This window comes from Mycobacterium sp. MAC_080597_8934 (assembly GCF_000523975.1).
Taxonomy (GTDB): Bacteria; Actinomycetota; Actinomycetes; order Mycobacteriales; family Mycobacteriaceae; genus Mycobacterium; species Mycobacterium avium.
Genome location: NZ_JAOS01000022.1, coordinates 127,274 through 143,945 on the forward strand (window position 1 = coordinate 127,274; position 16,672 = coordinate 143,945).

13 protein-coding genes and 1 pseudogene are annotated in these 16,672 nt (G+C 70.2%); 7 read left to right on the top strand and 7 right to left on the bottom strand.

Features of this window, described 5'->3' with window-relative positions:
- Positions 1–9 precede the first annotated feature (9 nt).
- Complete coding sequence (locus NF20_RS12315) at positions 10–645, bottom strand: TetR/AcrR family transcriptional regulator (protein WP_033717296.1); 636 nt, start codon at positions 643–645, stop codon at positions 10–12.
- A 116-nt stretch (positions 646–761) separates the two neighbouring features.
- Between NF20_RS12315 and NF20_RS12320 the strand changes: the two genes are divergently transcribed.
- A complete protein-coding gene (locus NF20_RS12320; RefSeq protein ID WP_023895995.1) occupies positions 762–2,240 on the top strand; it encodes a cytochrome P450 in 1,479 nt (492 codons plus the stop codon).
- A gap of 39 nt (positions 2,241–2,279) precedes the next feature.
- On the opposite strand, the gene NF20_RS12325 is transcribed toward NF20_RS12320, so the two are convergent.
- Positions 2,280–2,804, bottom strand: coding sequence for a hypothetical protein (locus tag NF20_RS12325; RefSeq protein ID WP_023895994.1), 525 nt, complete (start codon positions 2,802–2,804; stop codon positions 2,280–2,282).
- Between the two features lie 301 nt (positions 2,805–3,105).
- Between NF20_RS12325 and NF20_RS12330 the strand changes: the two genes are divergently transcribed.
- Both NF20_RS12330 and NF20_RS27215 read left to right on the top strand, forming a co-directional pair.
- The gene (locus NF20_RS12330) at positions 3,106–3,294 is read left to right on the top strand and encodes a hypothetical protein (protein ID WP_023865087.1); all 189 of its coding nucleotides are present in this window, start codon (positions 3,106–3,108) and stop codon (positions 3,292–3,294) included.
- Between the two features lie 392 nt (positions 3,295–3,686).
- Complete coding sequence (locus NF20_RS27215) at positions 3,687–3,911, top strand: hypothetical protein (protein ID WP_075362398.1); 225 nt, start codon at positions 3,687–3,689, stop codon at positions 3,909–3,911.
- A 52-nt stretch (positions 3,912–3,963) separates the two neighbouring features.
- Here the strand turns inward: NF20_RS27215 and NF20_RS12335 are convergent, their stop codons facing one another.
- The 3 genes from NF20_RS12335 to NF20_RS12345 form a co-directional block, all read right to left on the bottom strand.
- Complete coding sequence (locus NF20_RS12335; protein ID WP_033717297.1) at positions 3,964–4,956, bottom strand: sensor histidine kinase; 993 nt, start codon at positions 4,954–4,956, stop codon at positions 3,964–3,966.
- Between the two features lie 96 nt (positions 4,957–5,052).
- Positions 5,053–6,510, bottom strand: a complete 1,458-nt coding sequence (locus tag NF20_RS12340) for a FadR/GntR family transcriptional regulator (RefSeq protein ID WP_033712607.1) — start codon at positions 6,508–6,510, stop codon at positions 5,053–5,055.
- Between the two features lie 8 nt (positions 6,511–6,518).
- On the bottom strand, positions 6,519–7,715 hold the full coding sequence (locus tag NF20_RS12345) for a thiolase family protein (RefSeq protein ID WP_009978336.1): 1,197 nt from the start codon (positions 7,713–7,715) through the stop codon (positions 6,519–6,521).
- Positions 7,716–7,777: 62 nt separating this feature from the next.
- On the opposite strand from NF20_RS12345, the gene NF20_RS12350 reads away from it, so the two are divergent.
- Positions 7,778–8,113, top strand: a complete 336-nt coding sequence (locus NF20_RS12350; protein ID WP_011725763.1) for a Zn-ribbon domain-containing OB-fold protein — start codon at positions 7,778–7,780, stop codon at positions 8,111–8,113.
- A gap of 25 nt (positions 8,114–8,138) precedes the next feature.
- Here NF20_RS12350 and NF20_RS12355 read toward each other — a convergent pair.
- Positions 8,139–10,303, bottom strand: a pseudogene (locus tag NF20_RS12355) (acyl-CoA dehydrogenase).
- Between the two features lie 111 nt (positions 10,304–10,414).
- Entirely contained in the window at positions 10,415–11,173 is a 759-nt protein-coding gene (locus NF20_RS12360; RefSeq protein ID WP_033712605.1) for an SDR family NAD(P)-dependent oxidoreductase, read from the bottom strand.
- Between the two features lie 113 nt (positions 11,174–11,286).
- Between NF20_RS12360 and NF20_RS12365 the strand changes: the two genes are divergently transcribed.
- From NF20_RS12365 to NF20_RS12375, 3 genes are read left to right on the top strand one after another with little or no spacing between them, the layout of a single operon-like run.
- Complete coding sequence (locus NF20_RS12365) at positions 11,287–12,816, top strand: ATP-dependent DNA ligase (RefSeq protein ID WP_033712646.1); 1,530 nt, start codon at positions 11,287–11,289, stop codon at positions 12,814–12,816.
- A gap of 48 nt (positions 12,817–12,864) precedes the next feature.
- The gene (locus NF20_RS12370) at positions 12,865–15,141 is read left to right on the top strand and encodes a carbon starvation CstA family protein (RefSeq protein WP_033712604.1); all 2,277 of its coding nucleotides are present in this window, start codon (positions 12,865–12,867) and stop codon (positions 15,139–15,141) included.
- 9 nt (positions 15,142–15,150) lie between these two features.
- Positions 15,151–16,668 carry an Hsp70 family protein gene (locus NF20_RS12375; protein WP_033712603.1) on the top strand — a complete coding sequence of 506 codons (1,518 nt, stop codon included), beginning with the start codon at positions 15,151–15,153 and terminating at the stop codon, positions 16,666–16,668.
- Positions 16,669–16,672 lie beyond the last annotated feature (4 nt).

A 16,672-nucleotide genomic window follows, 5' to 3' on the forward strand; every position in this document is an offset into this window, starting at 1 on the left:
CCACCCGCGCTAGGGACGGCCGGCCCACAGCGCGTGCAGCCACAACTGCTCGAGCACCGCCACCCGCCGGTCGCGATCGCTGTCCGGCCCGGTCAGCACCGGGTCGCCGGTCAGCATCAGCGCGGTGGTGCCGGCCAGGGTGCGGATCAGCGTCGGCAGGTCGTCGCTGATCGGGCTGGCCGTCCCGGCCTTCATCTCGGCCTCGACGATGCCGACGATCTGGGCCAGCACCACCTCGAACTGCTGGTCCATCAGGTTGCGGATCTCGACGTCGGTGTGGCGGGCCTCGTTGCAGGCGGTCATCACCGGGTCGTTGTGCGCGTAGACGGCCGCGGCGCTGCCGACCATCCGCTTGGCGAACTGCTCGGGCGACTCGCCCGGCTGGCGCGGGGCGAAGTACTGGGTGAGCTGCTCGAGCTCCTCGGTGGCCTCGGCCATCAGCTGCGCCAGCACCGCGTACTTGGAGTCGAAATAGAAGTAGAAGCCGGATCGGGCCACACCGGCGCGCAGGCTGATGGTGCTGACCGACAGCTCGGCGAACGGCTTTTCCTGCAGCAGTTCACGCACCGCGGCCAGGATTGCCTGGCGTTGTTTGTCGCCTCGCCGTCGCGCGCCCGGCTCCGGATTGGCGGGGTGGCTGGTCACTCCCCGACCTTGCACCACGCCACGCAAAAAGCAAACTTGACAGCCGTCAAGTTTTTCGGAGAAGGTTAGGAATCAGTGACCGCTGTCACCCCGGAAGGGCACGCGAAGGAGCGTCAATGACCGCCACCATCAGCACTCCGCAGTATCTGCTAGACCAGGCGCGGCGCCGGTTCACCCCGACGCTGAACACCATCCCGGGGATGGGGGCGATCGAGAAGCGCCTGCTGGCCCACGAGTGGCAGACCAAGGTGCTGGCCGAGCCGCCGGCCGGCAGCGGACTCAAGCCGGTGCTGGGCGATGCCGGGCTGCCGATCCTCGGGCACATCATCGAGCTGTTCCGCGGCGGCCCGGACTACGCGTTGTTCCTCTACCGCAACCACGGCCCGCTGATCTACCTGGATTCGCCGATCATGCCGGCGGTCACCGCGCTGGGACCCGACGCCACCCAGGCGGTGTTCTCCAACCGGAACAAGGACTACTCGCAGAAGGGCTGGCACCCAGTGATCGGGCCGTTCTTCAACCGCGGCCTGATGATGCTCGACTTCGACGAGCACATGTACCACCGGCGCATCATGCAGGAGGCGTTCACCCGCAGCCGGCTGACCGGCTACGTCGAGCACATCGACCGGGTGGCGACCGACATCGTCGCCGACTGGCCGACCAATGACGCGCGGTTCCTGTTCCACCCGGCGATGAAGGAGCTGACCCTCGACATCGCGTCGCTGGTGTTCATGGGACACGAGCCGGGCACCGACCACGACCTGGTCACCAAGGTCAATCAGGCGTTCACGACGACCACCCGCGCCGGCGGGGCAATCATCCGCCAGCCCATCCCGCCGTTCAAGTGGTGGCGCGGCCTGCGGGCCCGCCAGCTGCTCGAGGACTACTTCAGCGAGCGGGTCAAGGAGCGCCGCAACGCCACCGGCAACGACATGCTCACGGTGCTGTGCCACACCGAGGACGACGACGGCAACAGCTTCACCGACGACGACATCGTCAACCACATGATCTTCTTGATGATGGCCGCCCACGACACCTCGACCTCGACCACCACCACGATGGTCTACAACATGGCCGCGCATCCGGAATGGCAGGAACGGGCGCGCGAGGAGTCGGCCCGGCTCGGCGACGGGCCGCTGGACATCGAGGCGCTGGAGAAGCTGGAAACGCTCGAACTGATCATGAACGAGTCGCTGCGCATGGTGACGCCGTTGCCGTTCAACATGCGCCAGGCGGTGCGCGACACCGAGCTGCTGGGCCACTACATCCCGGCCGGGACCAACATCACCATCTGGCCCGGCATGAATCACCGGCTGCCCGAATTGTGGACGGACCCAGACAAATTCGACCCCGAACGGTTCGCCGAGCCGCGCGCCGAGCACAAGAAGCACCGGTATGCTTTCGCCCCGTTCGGCGGTGGTGCGCACAAGTGCATCGGCATGGTGTTCGGTCAGCTGGAGGTCAAGACGGTGGTGCACCGGCTGTTGCGCCGGTACCGCCTGGAGCTGGCCCGGCCGGGGTATCAGCCGCGGTGGGACTACGGCGGCATGCCGATCCCGATGGACGGCATGCCGATTGTGCTGCGTCCGCTGTGATCGTCCTCGAAGGCTCGCCGTCGAGGTAGGGACCACCGATCACCGAGAGCCGTCCGGCCACTCGGGCGCGAAAAGCCGGTTGGCGCAGGCGATCACGGCGCGCAGCGCCGAGCGTGTCGGATCGGGCGACCAGCCCATCGCCCACTCGGCGCGCGCGCCGTTGCCGCCCCGGATGAAAGTGGCTGTGGCCGTTGCCGATCGCATCTGATGGAAGTTCAGGATCTCGAGGTTGATCCCGCGCTCGTGCAGCATCGCGGTCAGGGCGGCGATCGGCCCGGCGGCGGCCGCCGTCGCGGTGCCGATCTGGTCGCCGACGGCGATCACGGCCCGGTAGTTGCCGGCCCGCGACCCCAGTCCCGTTGCGGCGCAATCGGAGTCGGTGCGCTCCCAGGGGCCCAACCGCAGCGGGCCGCCGCTGCGGCCGTAGGTCGCGACGAAGGCGTCCCAGCTCATCGCCTCGGCCCGTTCGCGCAGGCCGCGGGGCAACGGGACGCCGAAGCGATCACCGAACCACGCGGTGGCGGACTCGGGATGCGGCAGCGGGTTTCGTTCGGGAATGGTCATGACGGTCTTCTCCGGTCAGCAGGAACGACCGACGGCAGTAGCTTCCGACCCACAGCGGGGGGTCGGTCCGGATCAGACCCCGCTGCGGGTGCTGGCTACTACGGCACGCTCAAGAAGACGCACGAGACACGAGGTTAGTCGCCCGCGCGCCGCACCCGCAACCGCGTTACAGACGGACCGTACAAAAAAATATCGAAAACGAATCTGAAAGTTTGGTTTACCCGTGTCTAACAGGGGGTATGACGCCGTCGACAGTCAATTAGACGGCTGTTCAACTACCCCTCACCGGAAAGGCACGAACATGAAGGCGAAGAGCACCAAGAAAACCCTCAAAGCTGCCGTCGCGGCCGTCGGGGTGGCCGCGGTGTTGGCAGTACCCGGGTGCGCGACGACGATCACCGGCGGCGCCGGCGGCTCGGGTCTCATCGGCGGGGCCGGCGGTTCGGGTGTCGGCGGCCTCGGCGGCATTCTGGGCAGCATCGGCCTTTAATCCGGGACGACCAGCGACCCGCTGCCCGCCGCGTCGGGGGCGCTCGCAGGGGGCAGCGGGGTCGCAATATCCGCTAATAACGGATCGCACGCCGCGCGTTTCCGCGCGGGGCCGGGCATCGCAATTACGGCGTATTAACTTGCCGTATTCGATACCTCTTGGCGTTGTAATTCCGCGCGCATTCAGCGGCCGAATTCGGCATTCGACGGTGTCGCTTGTGTGCTGAAAGTTGTTGCTGTCCACGGTTTCTGCGTGCGCGCCGCCGTGGCGGATAGCGCTAACCAAACATCGAGAATAAGTCTTTACATGTGTCTAATAGGGGTTATAGCATCCGTTTTCGTCAGCCGTTTTGCACATGCCGGGCGATGCCGCCGGAGCGAAAGGATGTGAAAATGAATTCAACGGGGACGAAAAAGGTCCTTAAAGGCGCCGCAGCCGCTGCGGGATTTGTCCTGGTGTTGTTCGCGCCGACCGGATGCCTGGTGACCGGAACCACCGCGGGGACCACCACCGGCGGCACGCTCGGCGGCACCACGGGCGGCACGGTGGGCGGCACCGTCGGCGGCGCCATCGGTGGAATCGTGGGCGGCATCACCGGGGCCCTCGGCGGACTCTGACCAACCAAGACCCGCGGCCCGCCGGATCCCCTTGCCGGCGGGCCGCTTGCCGTCAGCCCGTCGGCCGGACCGCCGGCTCGAAACGCAGATACGCCTGAATCGTCGTGCCGGTGGAGGTGGTGTGCGTGCGCACCAGATCGGAGATGGCGTTCACCAGGTACAGGCCGCGGCTGGCCGGACCGCAGGGCCCCGGGTCCAGCCGCCCCACCAGCGGGTCGTCGAACCGCCCGGTGTCGCGCGCCTCGCACACCAGATACCTGTCGTCCTGCCAGAACGCCAGCCGGCAGGCGCCCCCGGTGTACATCAGGCTGTTGGTGGCCAGCTCGGTGGCCACCAATTGCAGATCCTCGATGCTCTCCTGGGACAGCCCGACCCAGCCCGCGTAGTCGACGGCGAACGAGCGGGCCGGCCGCAGGTCCGCCGACCTGCGGACCAGGTAGGTCACGGCCCCGGGATTGGCGGGCAACGGCTGGTTGCAGCGCTCCAGCACCTCGCCCGGGGCGTAGTCCGGACTGCGTTGCAGCGCACCGGATTTGCACAGCAGCGGGTGCGTCGCGCGCGCGTCGGCCAGCACATCGTCGTCGAGCGTGCTCGCGTCATACAGACACAGGGCCGTGGCCGGGTAGCCGTCCATCGCCTCGTTGACCAGCGCCTCGTGCTCGATGCAGGCGACGAACTCCTCCCGGCTCCGGCCCGGCCACGCCAGCTGGCTGACGATGCGCACCCGCCGGTCCGGGTGTTCGTCGACGAACGCGCCCTGCATCGCCATGAACCGGCTGGGATTACGGGCGGACTCGGTGATGTCGGCCATGCGGACGCCGGCGGGCGGCTCCCCGCCGGCGTACAGTTCGTCGCGCAGCAACGCCATCAGGGCGGGCGGCACGGCCAGCAGCACGGCCTCGTTCCCCGCCAGCCCGTCGCCGACGAAACCGGCGACTACGTCCAAAAACTCCTGCTGAGAGCGGTAGATCAGCGCGGCGTGAACGAAACCGTACTGTCTGGTTTCGTCATCTGCCGTCACTTCCGCGCTCTCGCTTTCGATCACTTGGGCCAACCCCCTGCTGGGCCGGCCCACGCCGCCCCCTGTTCCAGTACCCCAGACCGGCCCGCGCTATGCGGCGCAACAGATCACATTTGCGCGCTACAGCCACCAGGAGGCGGCCGCGTCCAGATGACGGCGCAGCCGGTAGCTGGCGACGCTCAGGTCGCCGGCCGCGACCGCGTCGGCGATCCGCAGGTGCGCATGGTGCACCGCGCGCACGTCCGACCAGGTCGGTAGCGCCTGTCCGGTGCTCGACCAGTGCCGGCGGAACAGCTCGACGATGATCCGCAGGAACAAATCCAGCGGGGCGTTGCCGGCGAGTTGTGCCAACCCGACGTGGAAGTCGAACTCCTCGGCGATCGCCCGCCGCACGTCGTCGGGGGTTTGTCGGGAGTCGTCGGGCAGCCCGGAGCGGCGGCTGGCCACAAATGCCGCCACCTGCGGCTCGGCCAGCCGTTTGACGACCTTGGCGACGTTGTCGATCTCGATGGCGTCCCGGACGCAGCGCAGGTCTTCCCGGCTCGGGTCGCGGTATTGCAGGTACAGGGCGATGGTGTCGATGCTGGCCTGCGCCGCCGGCTCGGCGATCACCAGCCCGCCGCCCGGGCCGCGCCGCATGTGGGCGATCGAGTGGTACTCGAGGAGGCGCACGGCTTCGCGGAACACCGCGCGGCTGACCCGGTAGCGCTGCAGCAGGGCCGTCTCGGTGCCAAAGACCGAGCCCACCCGCCAGCCGTCGGCGGCGATGTCGTCGCCGATGGTGGCGGCCAGCATTTCGGCCAATTTGCCTTGCGGCACTTCGGAATTGAGCGGTCGGCGCGGCGTCCGCCCGCGGTTGCGGTCACCGGCGTGATGCCGTTGCAGCCAGGCCGTCACCGCCTCGACGTGGCGCTCGGACAGCGTCTTGGCCCGCGCCGGGTCGCCGGCCGTGACCGCAGCGACGACCCGGGAGTGGTGGGTGTGCAGGTGGTCGACCGCCTCGAGGGCCTCGGTCTCGGAGTCCGTTCGCGATTGCAGGGCGTAGCGGGTGGTGAGCCGCATCAGGACCTTGATGAACAGTTGCAGCACCGGGTTTTTGGATTGCTCGGCCAGCGCGATGTGGAACTCGTCGCGCGGCATCGGCAGGCCGGGCCTCCACTGCTGCTCGGCGTGCAACACCGCGCGCAGCCGGGCGATGCCGGCCTCGTCGATCCGCTCGGCGGCCAGCGAGGCCGCCAGCGGCTCGAGCACCAGCCGCGCGTTGAGCAGATCGGCCAGTGTGGTGCCCAGGTATTCGAGGTAGATGACGACGGCGCGGGTGGCCGGCCCGGCGTCGGGCTCGCAGATGTACAGCCCCCCGTTGGGGCCGCGGCGCATCCGGGCGACCTGGTGATGTTCGATCAGGCGAACGGCCTCCCGCAGCACCGAGCGGCTCACCCCGAAGCGCTGTTGCAGCGCCGGTTCGGAGCCCAGCGATTCGCCGACTGCCCACCCGCGCCGGACGATCTCGGCTTCGATGTCCCGGGCGAGGGCCGACGCGAGCGTTTTCGCCGGACCGGTTCTGGGCTCCGCGTTCATCGATCGCCCTACCGGCAGGTGAGCAGCATGCATCCCGCGACGGGCCCGCCGCCGACGGACACCACGCCCACCTGCGGGCGGCGCGCCACCTGCCGCTCCCCCGCGTCGCCGCGCAACTGCAGGCACCCCTCGTGCAGTGCCCAATAGCCGTGCATGCGCCCCGCGGAGAGTTGACCGCCGTAGGTGTTCAACGGCAGCTCGCCGTCGCGGGCGATGCGCGCCCCGCCCTCCACGAACGGTCCGGCTTCGCCGTCGCCGCAGACCCCGAGGGCTTCCAGCCAGGCCAGGGTGAGAAAGGTGAACCCGTCGTACAACTGGGCGACGTCGAGGTCGGCGGCCGTCAGGTCGGTGCGCGACCACATCTGCGCCGCCGCGTCCGACATCGCCATCTTCGGGTAGTCGGCGCGGTGGAACCAGCCGCCGGCGCCGTCGGACCCGCCGATCGCCTCGACCTGCACCGCGCGGTGCGGGCAGTCGGGCGCGTACTCGAGATGCGAGACCACCACGGCGATCGAGCCGTCGATCGGGACGTCGCAGTCCAGCAGCCCCAGCGGTGTGGACACCGGCCGAGCACCCAGGTAGTCGGCCATGGTCATCGGATCGCGGTACACCGCAAGGGGATTCAGTGCGGCGTTGCGCCTGCCGTTGAGGGCCACCCAGCCCAGCTGTTCCTTGCGGGTGCCGTACAGCTGCATGTGGCGGCGGCAGTTCAGCGCCAGCCAGTTGGCGGCGGAGTAGGCGTGCGCGGCGACCAGATCGTTGACGTCGTCCATCGCGCCGACGGCGGGCTTGGGCTCGCCCTCGGGGGTCTCGAACATCCGGGCCAGCGGCGGGGCCGCCGCGTTGGGTTCCTGCTTGACCGGGACGGTGCCGCCGAGCATCTGGATGGTCCGGTAGACGACCACGTGGCGGGCGCGGCGTTCGGCCACGGCGCGGCAGGCCGACATCACCGGGGAGAGCAACCCGCCGGTGCCGAACCCGGAGCCGCAGTCGGCGGCGTCGATGCCCAGCTGGGCGTTGACGTCGGCGGCGGGCGTGTCGCCCAGGGTGGCGATGCCGTCGATGTCGGTCGGGGCCAGGCCGGCGTCGGCGACGGCGGCCCGGACCGCCTCCATGGTCAGCTCCAGGCCCGGTATGCCGGTGCGGCGTCCGATCCGGGAAATCCCGATACCGGACAGGATCGCGTCCTTCTCGAAATGCGCCATGCACACCGCCCGTCAGACCACACCGTCGCCGCGTCGAACCAATTGAGTGTACTGTATTCGTCGTGTCGGACGGGCCGCTGCGCATCGAGTACTGCGACGGCTGCGCGCGCTGGGTGCATCCGGCCAGCGGCCGATGCCGCGACTGCGGCGGCGCGCTGGTGGCCCGCGAGGTCTGCGGGCGCGGCACGGTGTTCACCTACACCGTCAACCATCACCCCTACAACCCGGAGATCCCTACCCCGTATGTGATCGCCATCGTCGAGCTCGCCGAGCAGAGTGATCTGCGGGTGGCCGCCAATATCGTTGACTGCGAACCGGATTCGGTGACCTGCGGGATGCCGGTGACGCTGCTGCCGGAGCGCGGCAGCGGTGGCGCCCCGCGGTTCGCCCCGGCCTGAGCCGCGAGCCGACGCGGCCCGGTCGCTAGTTGATCAGCGGGTCGCGCGGCATTCCCAGGATCCGCTCGGCGATCTGATTGCGCGTCACCTCCGAGGTGCCGCCGGCGATCGCCATGCCGCGGGCCCCCATCATCAGCCGGCCGGACAGGGCGCCGGGACCGTCGGTCAGCGCGACCTCGGGGCCCAGCAGCGCCGCCATGATCGCTGCGCCCTCCACCATGTGTTCGGCCAGCTTCAGCTTGGTGACGTTGCCCTCCGGGCCGGGCCCCGTGCCCTCGACGCTGCGCGCGGCGCGCCGCAGGTTCAGCAGCCGCAGCGCGGTCTCCTCGGCGAGGTAGGAGCCGACGCGAATCTTCCCGCCCGCCAACCGATCCGGCCGCTGCTGGGCCAGCTGCACCAGTTGGTCGGCCAGGCCTTCGTAGAACGACCCGCTGCCGCCGATGCTGACCCGCTCGTTGCCCAGCGTCGCACGGGCCACGGTCCACCCGGAGTTGGGCGTTCCCACCACGTCCTCGTCGGGCACGAACAGGTCGTTGAAGAAGACCTCGTTGAAGTCCGATCCGCCGGTGATCTGCCGCAGCGGCCGCACCTCGACCTCGGGCGCCTTCATGTCGACGATCACCGTGGTGATGCCGGCGTGCTTGGGTGCGTCGGGGTCGGTGCGCACGGTGGCCAGCCCGCGCGCGCAGTAGTGCGCCCCGCTGGTCCACACCTTCTGCCCGTTGATCTTCCAGCCGCCCTCCACCCGGGTGGCGCGCGTCTTGATCGACGCCGCGTCCGAGCCGGCGTCCGGCTCGGAGAACAGCTGGCACCAGATTTCGTCTTTGCGCAGCGCCTTCTCCACGAATCTTTCGATTTGCCAAGGGGTTCCGTGCTGGATGAGGGTCAGGATCACCCAGCCGGTGATGCCGTAGTCGGGCCGCTTGATGCCGGCCGCGCGGAATTCCTCCTCGATGACCAGTTGCTCGACGGCGTCGGCCGCCCGGCCCCACGGTTTGGGCCAGTGCGGCATCACGTAACCGGTCTCGATGAGCTTGTCGAGCTGGGCGTCTTTGTCCAGGGCGGCGATCGCGGCGGCGTCGGCGCGGATCTTGGTGCGCAACTCCTCGGCCTCCGGCGGCAGGTCGAGGCTGTTGTCCCGGACGGTGCCGGCGGCGGTGCGTTCGAAGACGTCGGCGGCCGGTGCATCCCCGCCGAACAGGGCCGCGGTCACCACCGCCCGGCGCAGGTGCAGGTGCGCGTCGTGTTCCCAGGTGAAGCCGATGCCGCCGTGCACCTGGATGTTGAGTTCGGCGTTGCGCACATACGCCGGGAAGGCCAGCGCCGCGGCGACCGCGGCGATCAGGCGGAACTGGTCTTCGTCCTCGCCCGCCGCGCGGGCGGCGTCCCACACCGCGGCGATCCCGGACTCGGCGCCCACCAACATGTTTGCGCAGTGATGCTTGACCGCCTGGAAGGTGGCGATGGTGCGGCCGAACTGCTGGCGCACCTTGGCGTAGGCGACGGCCGCGTCGACACAATCCGAGGCCCCGCCCACCGCCTCGGCGGCCAGCAGGGTGCGGGCCCGGGCCAGCGCCGAGGGCCGCGCGCCGGCGAGCAGGTCGGCGTCGGACACCCGCACGTTGTCCAGCCGCACCCGCCCGGACCGGCGGGTCGGGTCGAAGTTGTCCGGCACGTCGACCGAGACGCCGTCGCGGTCCCGCTCGAGCACCAGCACGTCGTCGCCCGCGGCGATCAGCAACAGCCCGGCCAGCCCGGCGCCCAGCACGATCCCGGCCTCGCCGTCGGCCACCCGTCGCCCAGCCGCACCCGGCTGTCCAGGCCGATGCCCGCGGTGACGGTTCCGTCGATCAAGCCGGGCAACAGCCGCGACTTCTGTTCTGCCGTACCGTTTTTGGCGATCACCGCCGACGCGATGACGGTCGGCACGAACGGGCCGGGCGCCACCGCGCGGCCGAGCTCCTCGACGACCACGACCAGTTCGGGCAGCCCGAAGCCGGAGCCGCCGTACTCTTCGTCGATGTGCAGGCCGAGCCAGCCCAGCTCGACCAGGTTCGGCCAGAACCCGGGCCGCGGCTCGTCGGTGGCATCCAGCAGCGACCGCGCCGCCCAGCGCGCCTTCTGCGACGTCAGAAACCCGCGGGCCACCTCGGCGAGTTCACGATGGTCGTCGGTCAGTGCGATACCCATGCGGGAGCCCTCCTCGCCGTACCGGGATGGGTGCCTGCCCCGCTTCGAGGGGAAGCGGGGCGGCTGCCTAAAGAGTGTACTTAATGCGAGGAGGGTTCCGGCGGGGGGCGCCTACTTGGGCGCGAACCGCTGACCGGCGTCCAGCCGCAGGCACTGGCCGTTGAGCATCGGGTTGTCCACGATGGCCAGGGCCAGCTTCGCGTACTCCTCGGGACGGCCGAGGCGCTTGGGGAAGGCCGCGTCCTTGGTCAGCTGCGTCGCGAACTCGTCGGGAATGCCCTGGGTCAACCCGGTGGCGAACAGGCTGGGGGCGATCGCCAGCACCCGCACCCCCACCGAGCCGAGGTCACGCGCCATGGTCAGGCACATCCCGGCGATGGCGGCCTTGGCGGCGGTGTAGGCGACCTGCCCGATCTGGCCCTCGAAGGCGGCGATGGAGGCGGTGTTGATGATGACGCCGCGCTCCTCGTCCTCGGGCTCGTTCTTGGCCATGTGCGCGGCGGCGAGCCGGCTGATGTTGAAGGTGGCGATGAGGTTGAGGTCGATCACCGACTGGAAGGATTCGAGGTCGTGCGGGCCGTTCTTGGTCAGGGTGCGTTTGGCGATGCCGCCCCCGGCGGTGGTGACGATGACGTGCAGGCCGCCCAGCTTGTCGACCGCGCTCTGCAGGGTCTCCTCGGTGCCGGCGAAGTCGGTGACGTCGACGGGGTAGAACCCGGCGCCGATGCCCTCGGCCACCGCCTTGCCGTCGGAACTCTCGCGGTCGAGGATGGCGACGTCGGCGCCGCGCGCCGCGAACAGCTCGGCGCTGGCGCGTCCCATTCCCGATGCACCGCCGACGACGACGGCTTTCTTCCCGTTGATCTCCATCCGGACCTCCCATTGTCAGGCTTGTCAGAATCCATGCGATTTGTAACGTTACGTAGGCACGCTAGCGTGTCCGCTCCAGGCGCTTGTCACCGAGCCATGCCAAGCTGGCGACCGTGCTGCTTTTCGACGTGGCGACGGCGTCGGCCGACGTCGGGGGCACGCCGTCGCGGCTGACCAAAGTCGCCCGCATCGCCGACCTGCTGCGCCGGGCCGCACCCGACGCCGCCCTGGTCGCGATCGTCGTGTCGTGGCTGTCCGGTGAGTTGCGGCAGCGCCAGATCGGGGTCGGCTGGGCGGCGTTGCGCTCGCGCCCGCCCGCGGCCGCACATCCCACGCTGACCGTCGTGGCGGTGGATGCCGCCTTCGCCGAGATCGGCGCCGTGGCGGGCAAGGGCGCCCAGGCGCGCCGCGCGGCCCTGCTGAACACGTTGTTCGCCGTGGCCACCGAGACCGAGCAGACGTTTCTGCTGCGGCTGCTGGGCGGCGAACTGCGCCAGGGCGCGCTGGCCGGGATCATGGCCGACGCCGTCGCCAGGGCCGCCGGGATACCGGCCGCGGCGGTGCAGCGCGCCGCGATGCTGGGCGGTGACCTGCCGGCGGTGGCGGCGGCCGCGCTGTCCGGGGAGGCGTCCGCGCTGGACGCCTTCACGCTGCGGGTGGGCCGGCCGGTCGCGCCGATGCTGGCCCAGACCGCGGCGGGTGTGGCCGATGCGATCGAACGCCACGGCGGGCAGGCGATTTTCGAGGCCAAGCTGGACGGGGCGCGGGTGCAGATCCACCGCGCCGGCGACCAGGTCACCGTCTACACCCGAAGCCTCGACGACGTCACCGCCCGACTGCCCGAGGTGGTGACCGCGACGCTGGCGCTGCCGGTCGAGGCCCTGATCGCCGACGGTGAGGCGATCGCGCTGCGGCCGGACAACTCACCGCAGCGCTTCCAGGTCACCGCCTCACGCTTCGGCCGCTCGGTAGATGTCGCGGCGGCCGTTGCGGCGCAACCACTTTCGGTGTTCTTCTTCGACATCCTGCACTGCGACGGCGTCGACCTGCTGGACGCGCCGACCACCGACCGGCTGGCCGCGCTGGACGCCCTGGTGCCGCCCGCGCAGCGGGTCGACCGGCTGCTCACCGCCGACCCCGACGCGGCGGGCCGGTTCCTGGAGGCGACGCTGGCCGCCGGGCACGAGGGCGTGATGGCCAAGGCGCCGGGCGCGCCCTATCAGGCGGGCCGGCGCGGGGCGGGCTGGCTCAAGGTCAAGCCGGTGCACACGCTGGATCTGGTGGTGCTCGCCGTGGAGTGGGGCTCGGGGCGGCGCCGCGGCAAGCTGTCCAACATCCACCTGGGCGCCCGCGACCCGGCCACCGGCGAATTCGTCATGGTGGGAAAGACTTTCAAGGGCATGACCGACGCAATGCTGGACTGGCAGACGGCCCGGTTCACCGAGCTGGCCGTCGGCGGCACGGACGGCTACGTGGTGCGGGTGCGACCCGAGCAGGTGGTCGAGGTGGCGGTGGACGGTGTGCAGAAATCCTCGCGCTACCCCGGCGGGCTGGCGCTGCGGTTCGCCCGGGTGCTGCGCTACCGCAACGACAAGGGCCCCGCTGAGGCCGACACCATCGACGCCGTCCGCGCGCTGTACTAATCACCGCTCGACGCGCGCCGGTGCTCTTGCGCGCGTAGGGTTTCCGCCGTGGCAATCACCGAGCGCGACGACGGTGTCAGCTACGTGCACACCGACCACAACCTGCCACCCGTCGCCATCGTCGACCGCTCCCCGATCACGGCCCGGCACCGGATCGTGTTCGCGGTCATCGCCGTGCTCGGGGCGATCGCCTGGGCGGTCATCGCGTTCGCCCGGGGTGAGCCGGTCAACGCGGTGTGGTTCGTCGTCGCGGCGATCTGCAGCTACCTGATCGGATTCCGGTTCTATGCCCGGCTGATCGAACGCAAGATCGTGCACCCGCGCGACGACCACGCCACGCCGGCCGAAATCCTGGACGACGGCGCCGATTACGTGCCGACCGACCGCCGGGTGCTGTTCGGCCACCACTTCGCCGCCATCGCCGGGGCCGGGCCGCTGGTCGGCCCGGTGCTGGCCGCGCAGATGGGCTACCTGCCGTGCACCATCTGGATCGTCGCCGGGGCGGTGTTCGCCGGGGCGGTGCAGGACTACCTGGTCTTGTGGATCTCCACCCGGCGGCGCGGGCGTTCGCTGGGCCAGATGGCCCGCGACGAGCTGGGCGCCACCGGCGGGCTGGCCGCGCTGCTCGGGGCGTTCGTCATCATGGTGATCATCATCGCGGTGCTGGCGCTGGTGGTGGTGCGGGGACTGGCCCAAAGCCCGTGGGGCGTGTTCTCCATCGCCATGACCATCCCCATCGCGGTGTTCATGGGCTGCTACCTGCGCTTCCTGCGGCCGGGCCGGGTGGCCGAGGTGTCGGTCCTCGGCTTCGCGCTGCTGCTGATCGCCGTGGCCACCGGCAGCTGGGTCGCCGAAACACCTTGGGGCGCATCGTGGTTGAGCCTATCGCCGGTGACGGTGTCGTGGTTGATCATCGGCTACGGCTTCGTGGCGTCGGTGCTGCCGGTGTGGCTGCTGCTGGCGCCGCGCGATTACCTGTCGACCTTCATGAAGGTCGGCGCCATCGCCTTGCTGGCGGTCGGCATCTGCATCGCGCGACCGGTCATGCAGGCGCCCGCGGTGTCGCACTTCGCCTCCCGCGGCGACGGGCCGGTGTTCTCCGGCGCGCTGTTCCCGTTCCTGTTCATCACCATCGCCTGCGGGGCGCTGTCCGGATTCCACGCGCTGATCTCGTCGGGGACGACGCCCAAGCTGCTGGAGAAGGAAAGCCAGATGCGGCTGATCGGCTACGGCGGCATGCTGACCGAGTCGTTCGTGGCCGTCATGGCGCTGATCAGCGCGGCCGTCCTCGACCAGCATCTCTACTTCACCCTCAACGCCCCGGCCGCGCAGACCGGCGGCACCGCGGCCACCGCCGCGCACTACGTCAACGGGCTCGGATTGCCCGGCGCCCCAACGACTGTCGACCAGCTGAACCGGGCCGCCGCCGCGGTCGGCGAGAAGTCCATCGTGTCGCGCACCGGCGGGGCGCCCACGCTGGCGGTCGGCATGGCCGAGGTGCTGTACCGGGTGTTCGGCGGCGCCGGGCTCAAGGCGTTCTGGTACCACTTCGCGATCATGTTCGAGGCGCTGTTCATCCTCACCGCCGTGGACGCCGGCACCCGGGTCGCGCGGTTCATGCTCTCCGACACCCTGGGCAACATCGGCGGCCCGCTGGCCCGGCTGCGCAACCCGAGTTGGCGGCCCGGTGTCTGGCTGTGCAGCCTCGCGGTGGCGGCGGGCTGGGGCGGCATCCTGCTGATGGGGGTGACCGACCCGCTGGGCGGCATCAACACGCTGTTCCCGCTGTTCGGCATCGCCAACCAGCTGCTGGCGGCGATCGCGCTGACCGTCATCACCGTGATCGTCGTCAAGAAGGGGCTGCTGAAGTGGGCGTGGATTCCCGGGGCGCCGCTGCTCTGGGATCTGGTGGTGACGCTGAGCGCGTCGTGGCAGAAGATCTTCTCCGCCGACCCCGCCGTCGGCTACTGGACCCAACACTTCCAATACCTGGCCGCGAAGAGCGCCGGCCGGACGTCGTTCGGGTCGGCCCGTAACGCGCATCAACTCGACCAGGTCATCCGCAACACCTTCATCCAGGGCAGCCTGTCCATCGCGTTCGCGGCGGCCGTGGTCGTCGTGGTGATCGCCGGGGTGCTGGCCGCGCTCGGCGCGATTCGCGGGCCGGCCAGCCGGCTGAGCCGGCCGCTGACCGAGGACGAGCCGGTGCCGTCGGCGTTGTTCGCGCCGTCGGGTCTGATCGCCACCGCCGCCGAGCGGGAGGTGCAACGGCGATGGGACGCGCCCGGCGGAAAGGTCGTGCCCAAGCCGGCGCCGCGGTCCTAAACTTGCGCGATGAGAGTCGGAATCGACTTCGGCACAACCCACACCGTCGTCGCCGCCGTCGACCGCGGCAACTATCCGGTCGTCTCCTTCGACGGCACAGACGCGTGGCCGTCGATCATCGCCGCCAACGCCGCCGGGGAGCTGCGCTACGGCGCGGACGCGGCCGCCGTGCGCCACGACCCGTCGTGGTCGGTGCTGCGCTCGTTCAAACGTCTGCTCAACGACGCCGGGCCGCAGACCCGGGTCAAGCTGGCCGGCCGTGACTACCGGCTGGCCGAACTGCTGACCGGCTTTCTGGCGCGGCTGAAAACCGATCTGCAGCAGCACTCCAACGCCACCGTGGCCCCCGGGGAGCCCATCGAGGCCGCGATCAGCGTGCCGGCCAACGCCTCCAGCGCCCAGCGGCTGCTGACCCTGGACGCCTACGTGGCCGCCGGTTTCCACGTCGTCGCCCTGCTCAACGAGCCGTCCGCGGCGAGCCTGGAATACGCGCACCGGTACCGCTCCACCATCACCGCCAAACGGGAATACGTGCTCGTCTACGACCTCGGCGGCGGAACCTTCGACGCGTCGCTGCTGAAGATGACCGGGCACTCCAACGAGGTGGTGGTCAGCGAGGGCATCCAGCGGCTCGGCGGCGACGACTTCGACGGGGCGATCGTCGAGCTGGTGCGCGCCGGTGCGGACCTGCCCGGCCTCGACGCCGCCGGCCGCGCGCTGCTGGCCGAGGAATGCGCCGCCCGCAAGGAGGCCGTCGGGCCGCAGACCCGCCGCTTCCTGGTGGACCTGTCGCCGTTCGACCGGCCCCCGTTCTCCTGTCCGGTCGACGACGTGTACGCGGCGTGCGCCCCGCTGGTCGATCCGACGATGCGGCTGCTGGAGCGGGTGCTGCGCGACCCGAGCCGCGGCCGCGCGGACGTGGACTGGTCGGAGGTGGCCGGCATCTACGTGGTCGGCGGGGCCGGCGGCTTCCCGCTGGTGTCCCGGATGCTGCGCGCCCGGTTCGGGGACAAGCGGGTCAAGCGCTCACCGCACCCGTTCGCCGCGACCGCCATCGGGCTGGCGGTGTTCTTGGACAAGGAATCGGGTTTTGCGCTGTCCGAACGCTTTTCGCGGAATTTCGGGGTGTTCCGGGAGGCGGAGGCCGGCGCCGGGGTGGTGTTCGACCCGATCGTGTGCAAGGACGTGTCGCTGCCGGCCGACGGGCAGACCCCGCTGGTGGTCAAGCGGCGATACCGCGCCGCGCACAACATCGGGCACTTCCGGTTCGTGGAGTGCAGCCGGCTGGTCGACGGGCGACCCGACGGCGACATCACCCCGTATGACCCGGTGCTGTTTCCGTTCGACCCGGCGCTGCGCGACCGCGACGACCTGGGCCGCCAGCCGGTCGGCCGGTGGCGGGACGGACCCGACGTCGAGGAGCGCTACGTGATCGCCCCCAGCGGTGCGGTGGAGGTGACGTTGACGACGCAGCCGGCCGGCTTCGAACGCACCTTCCGGCTGGAGCGGTGCGCATCGGCGAGCTGAGCCG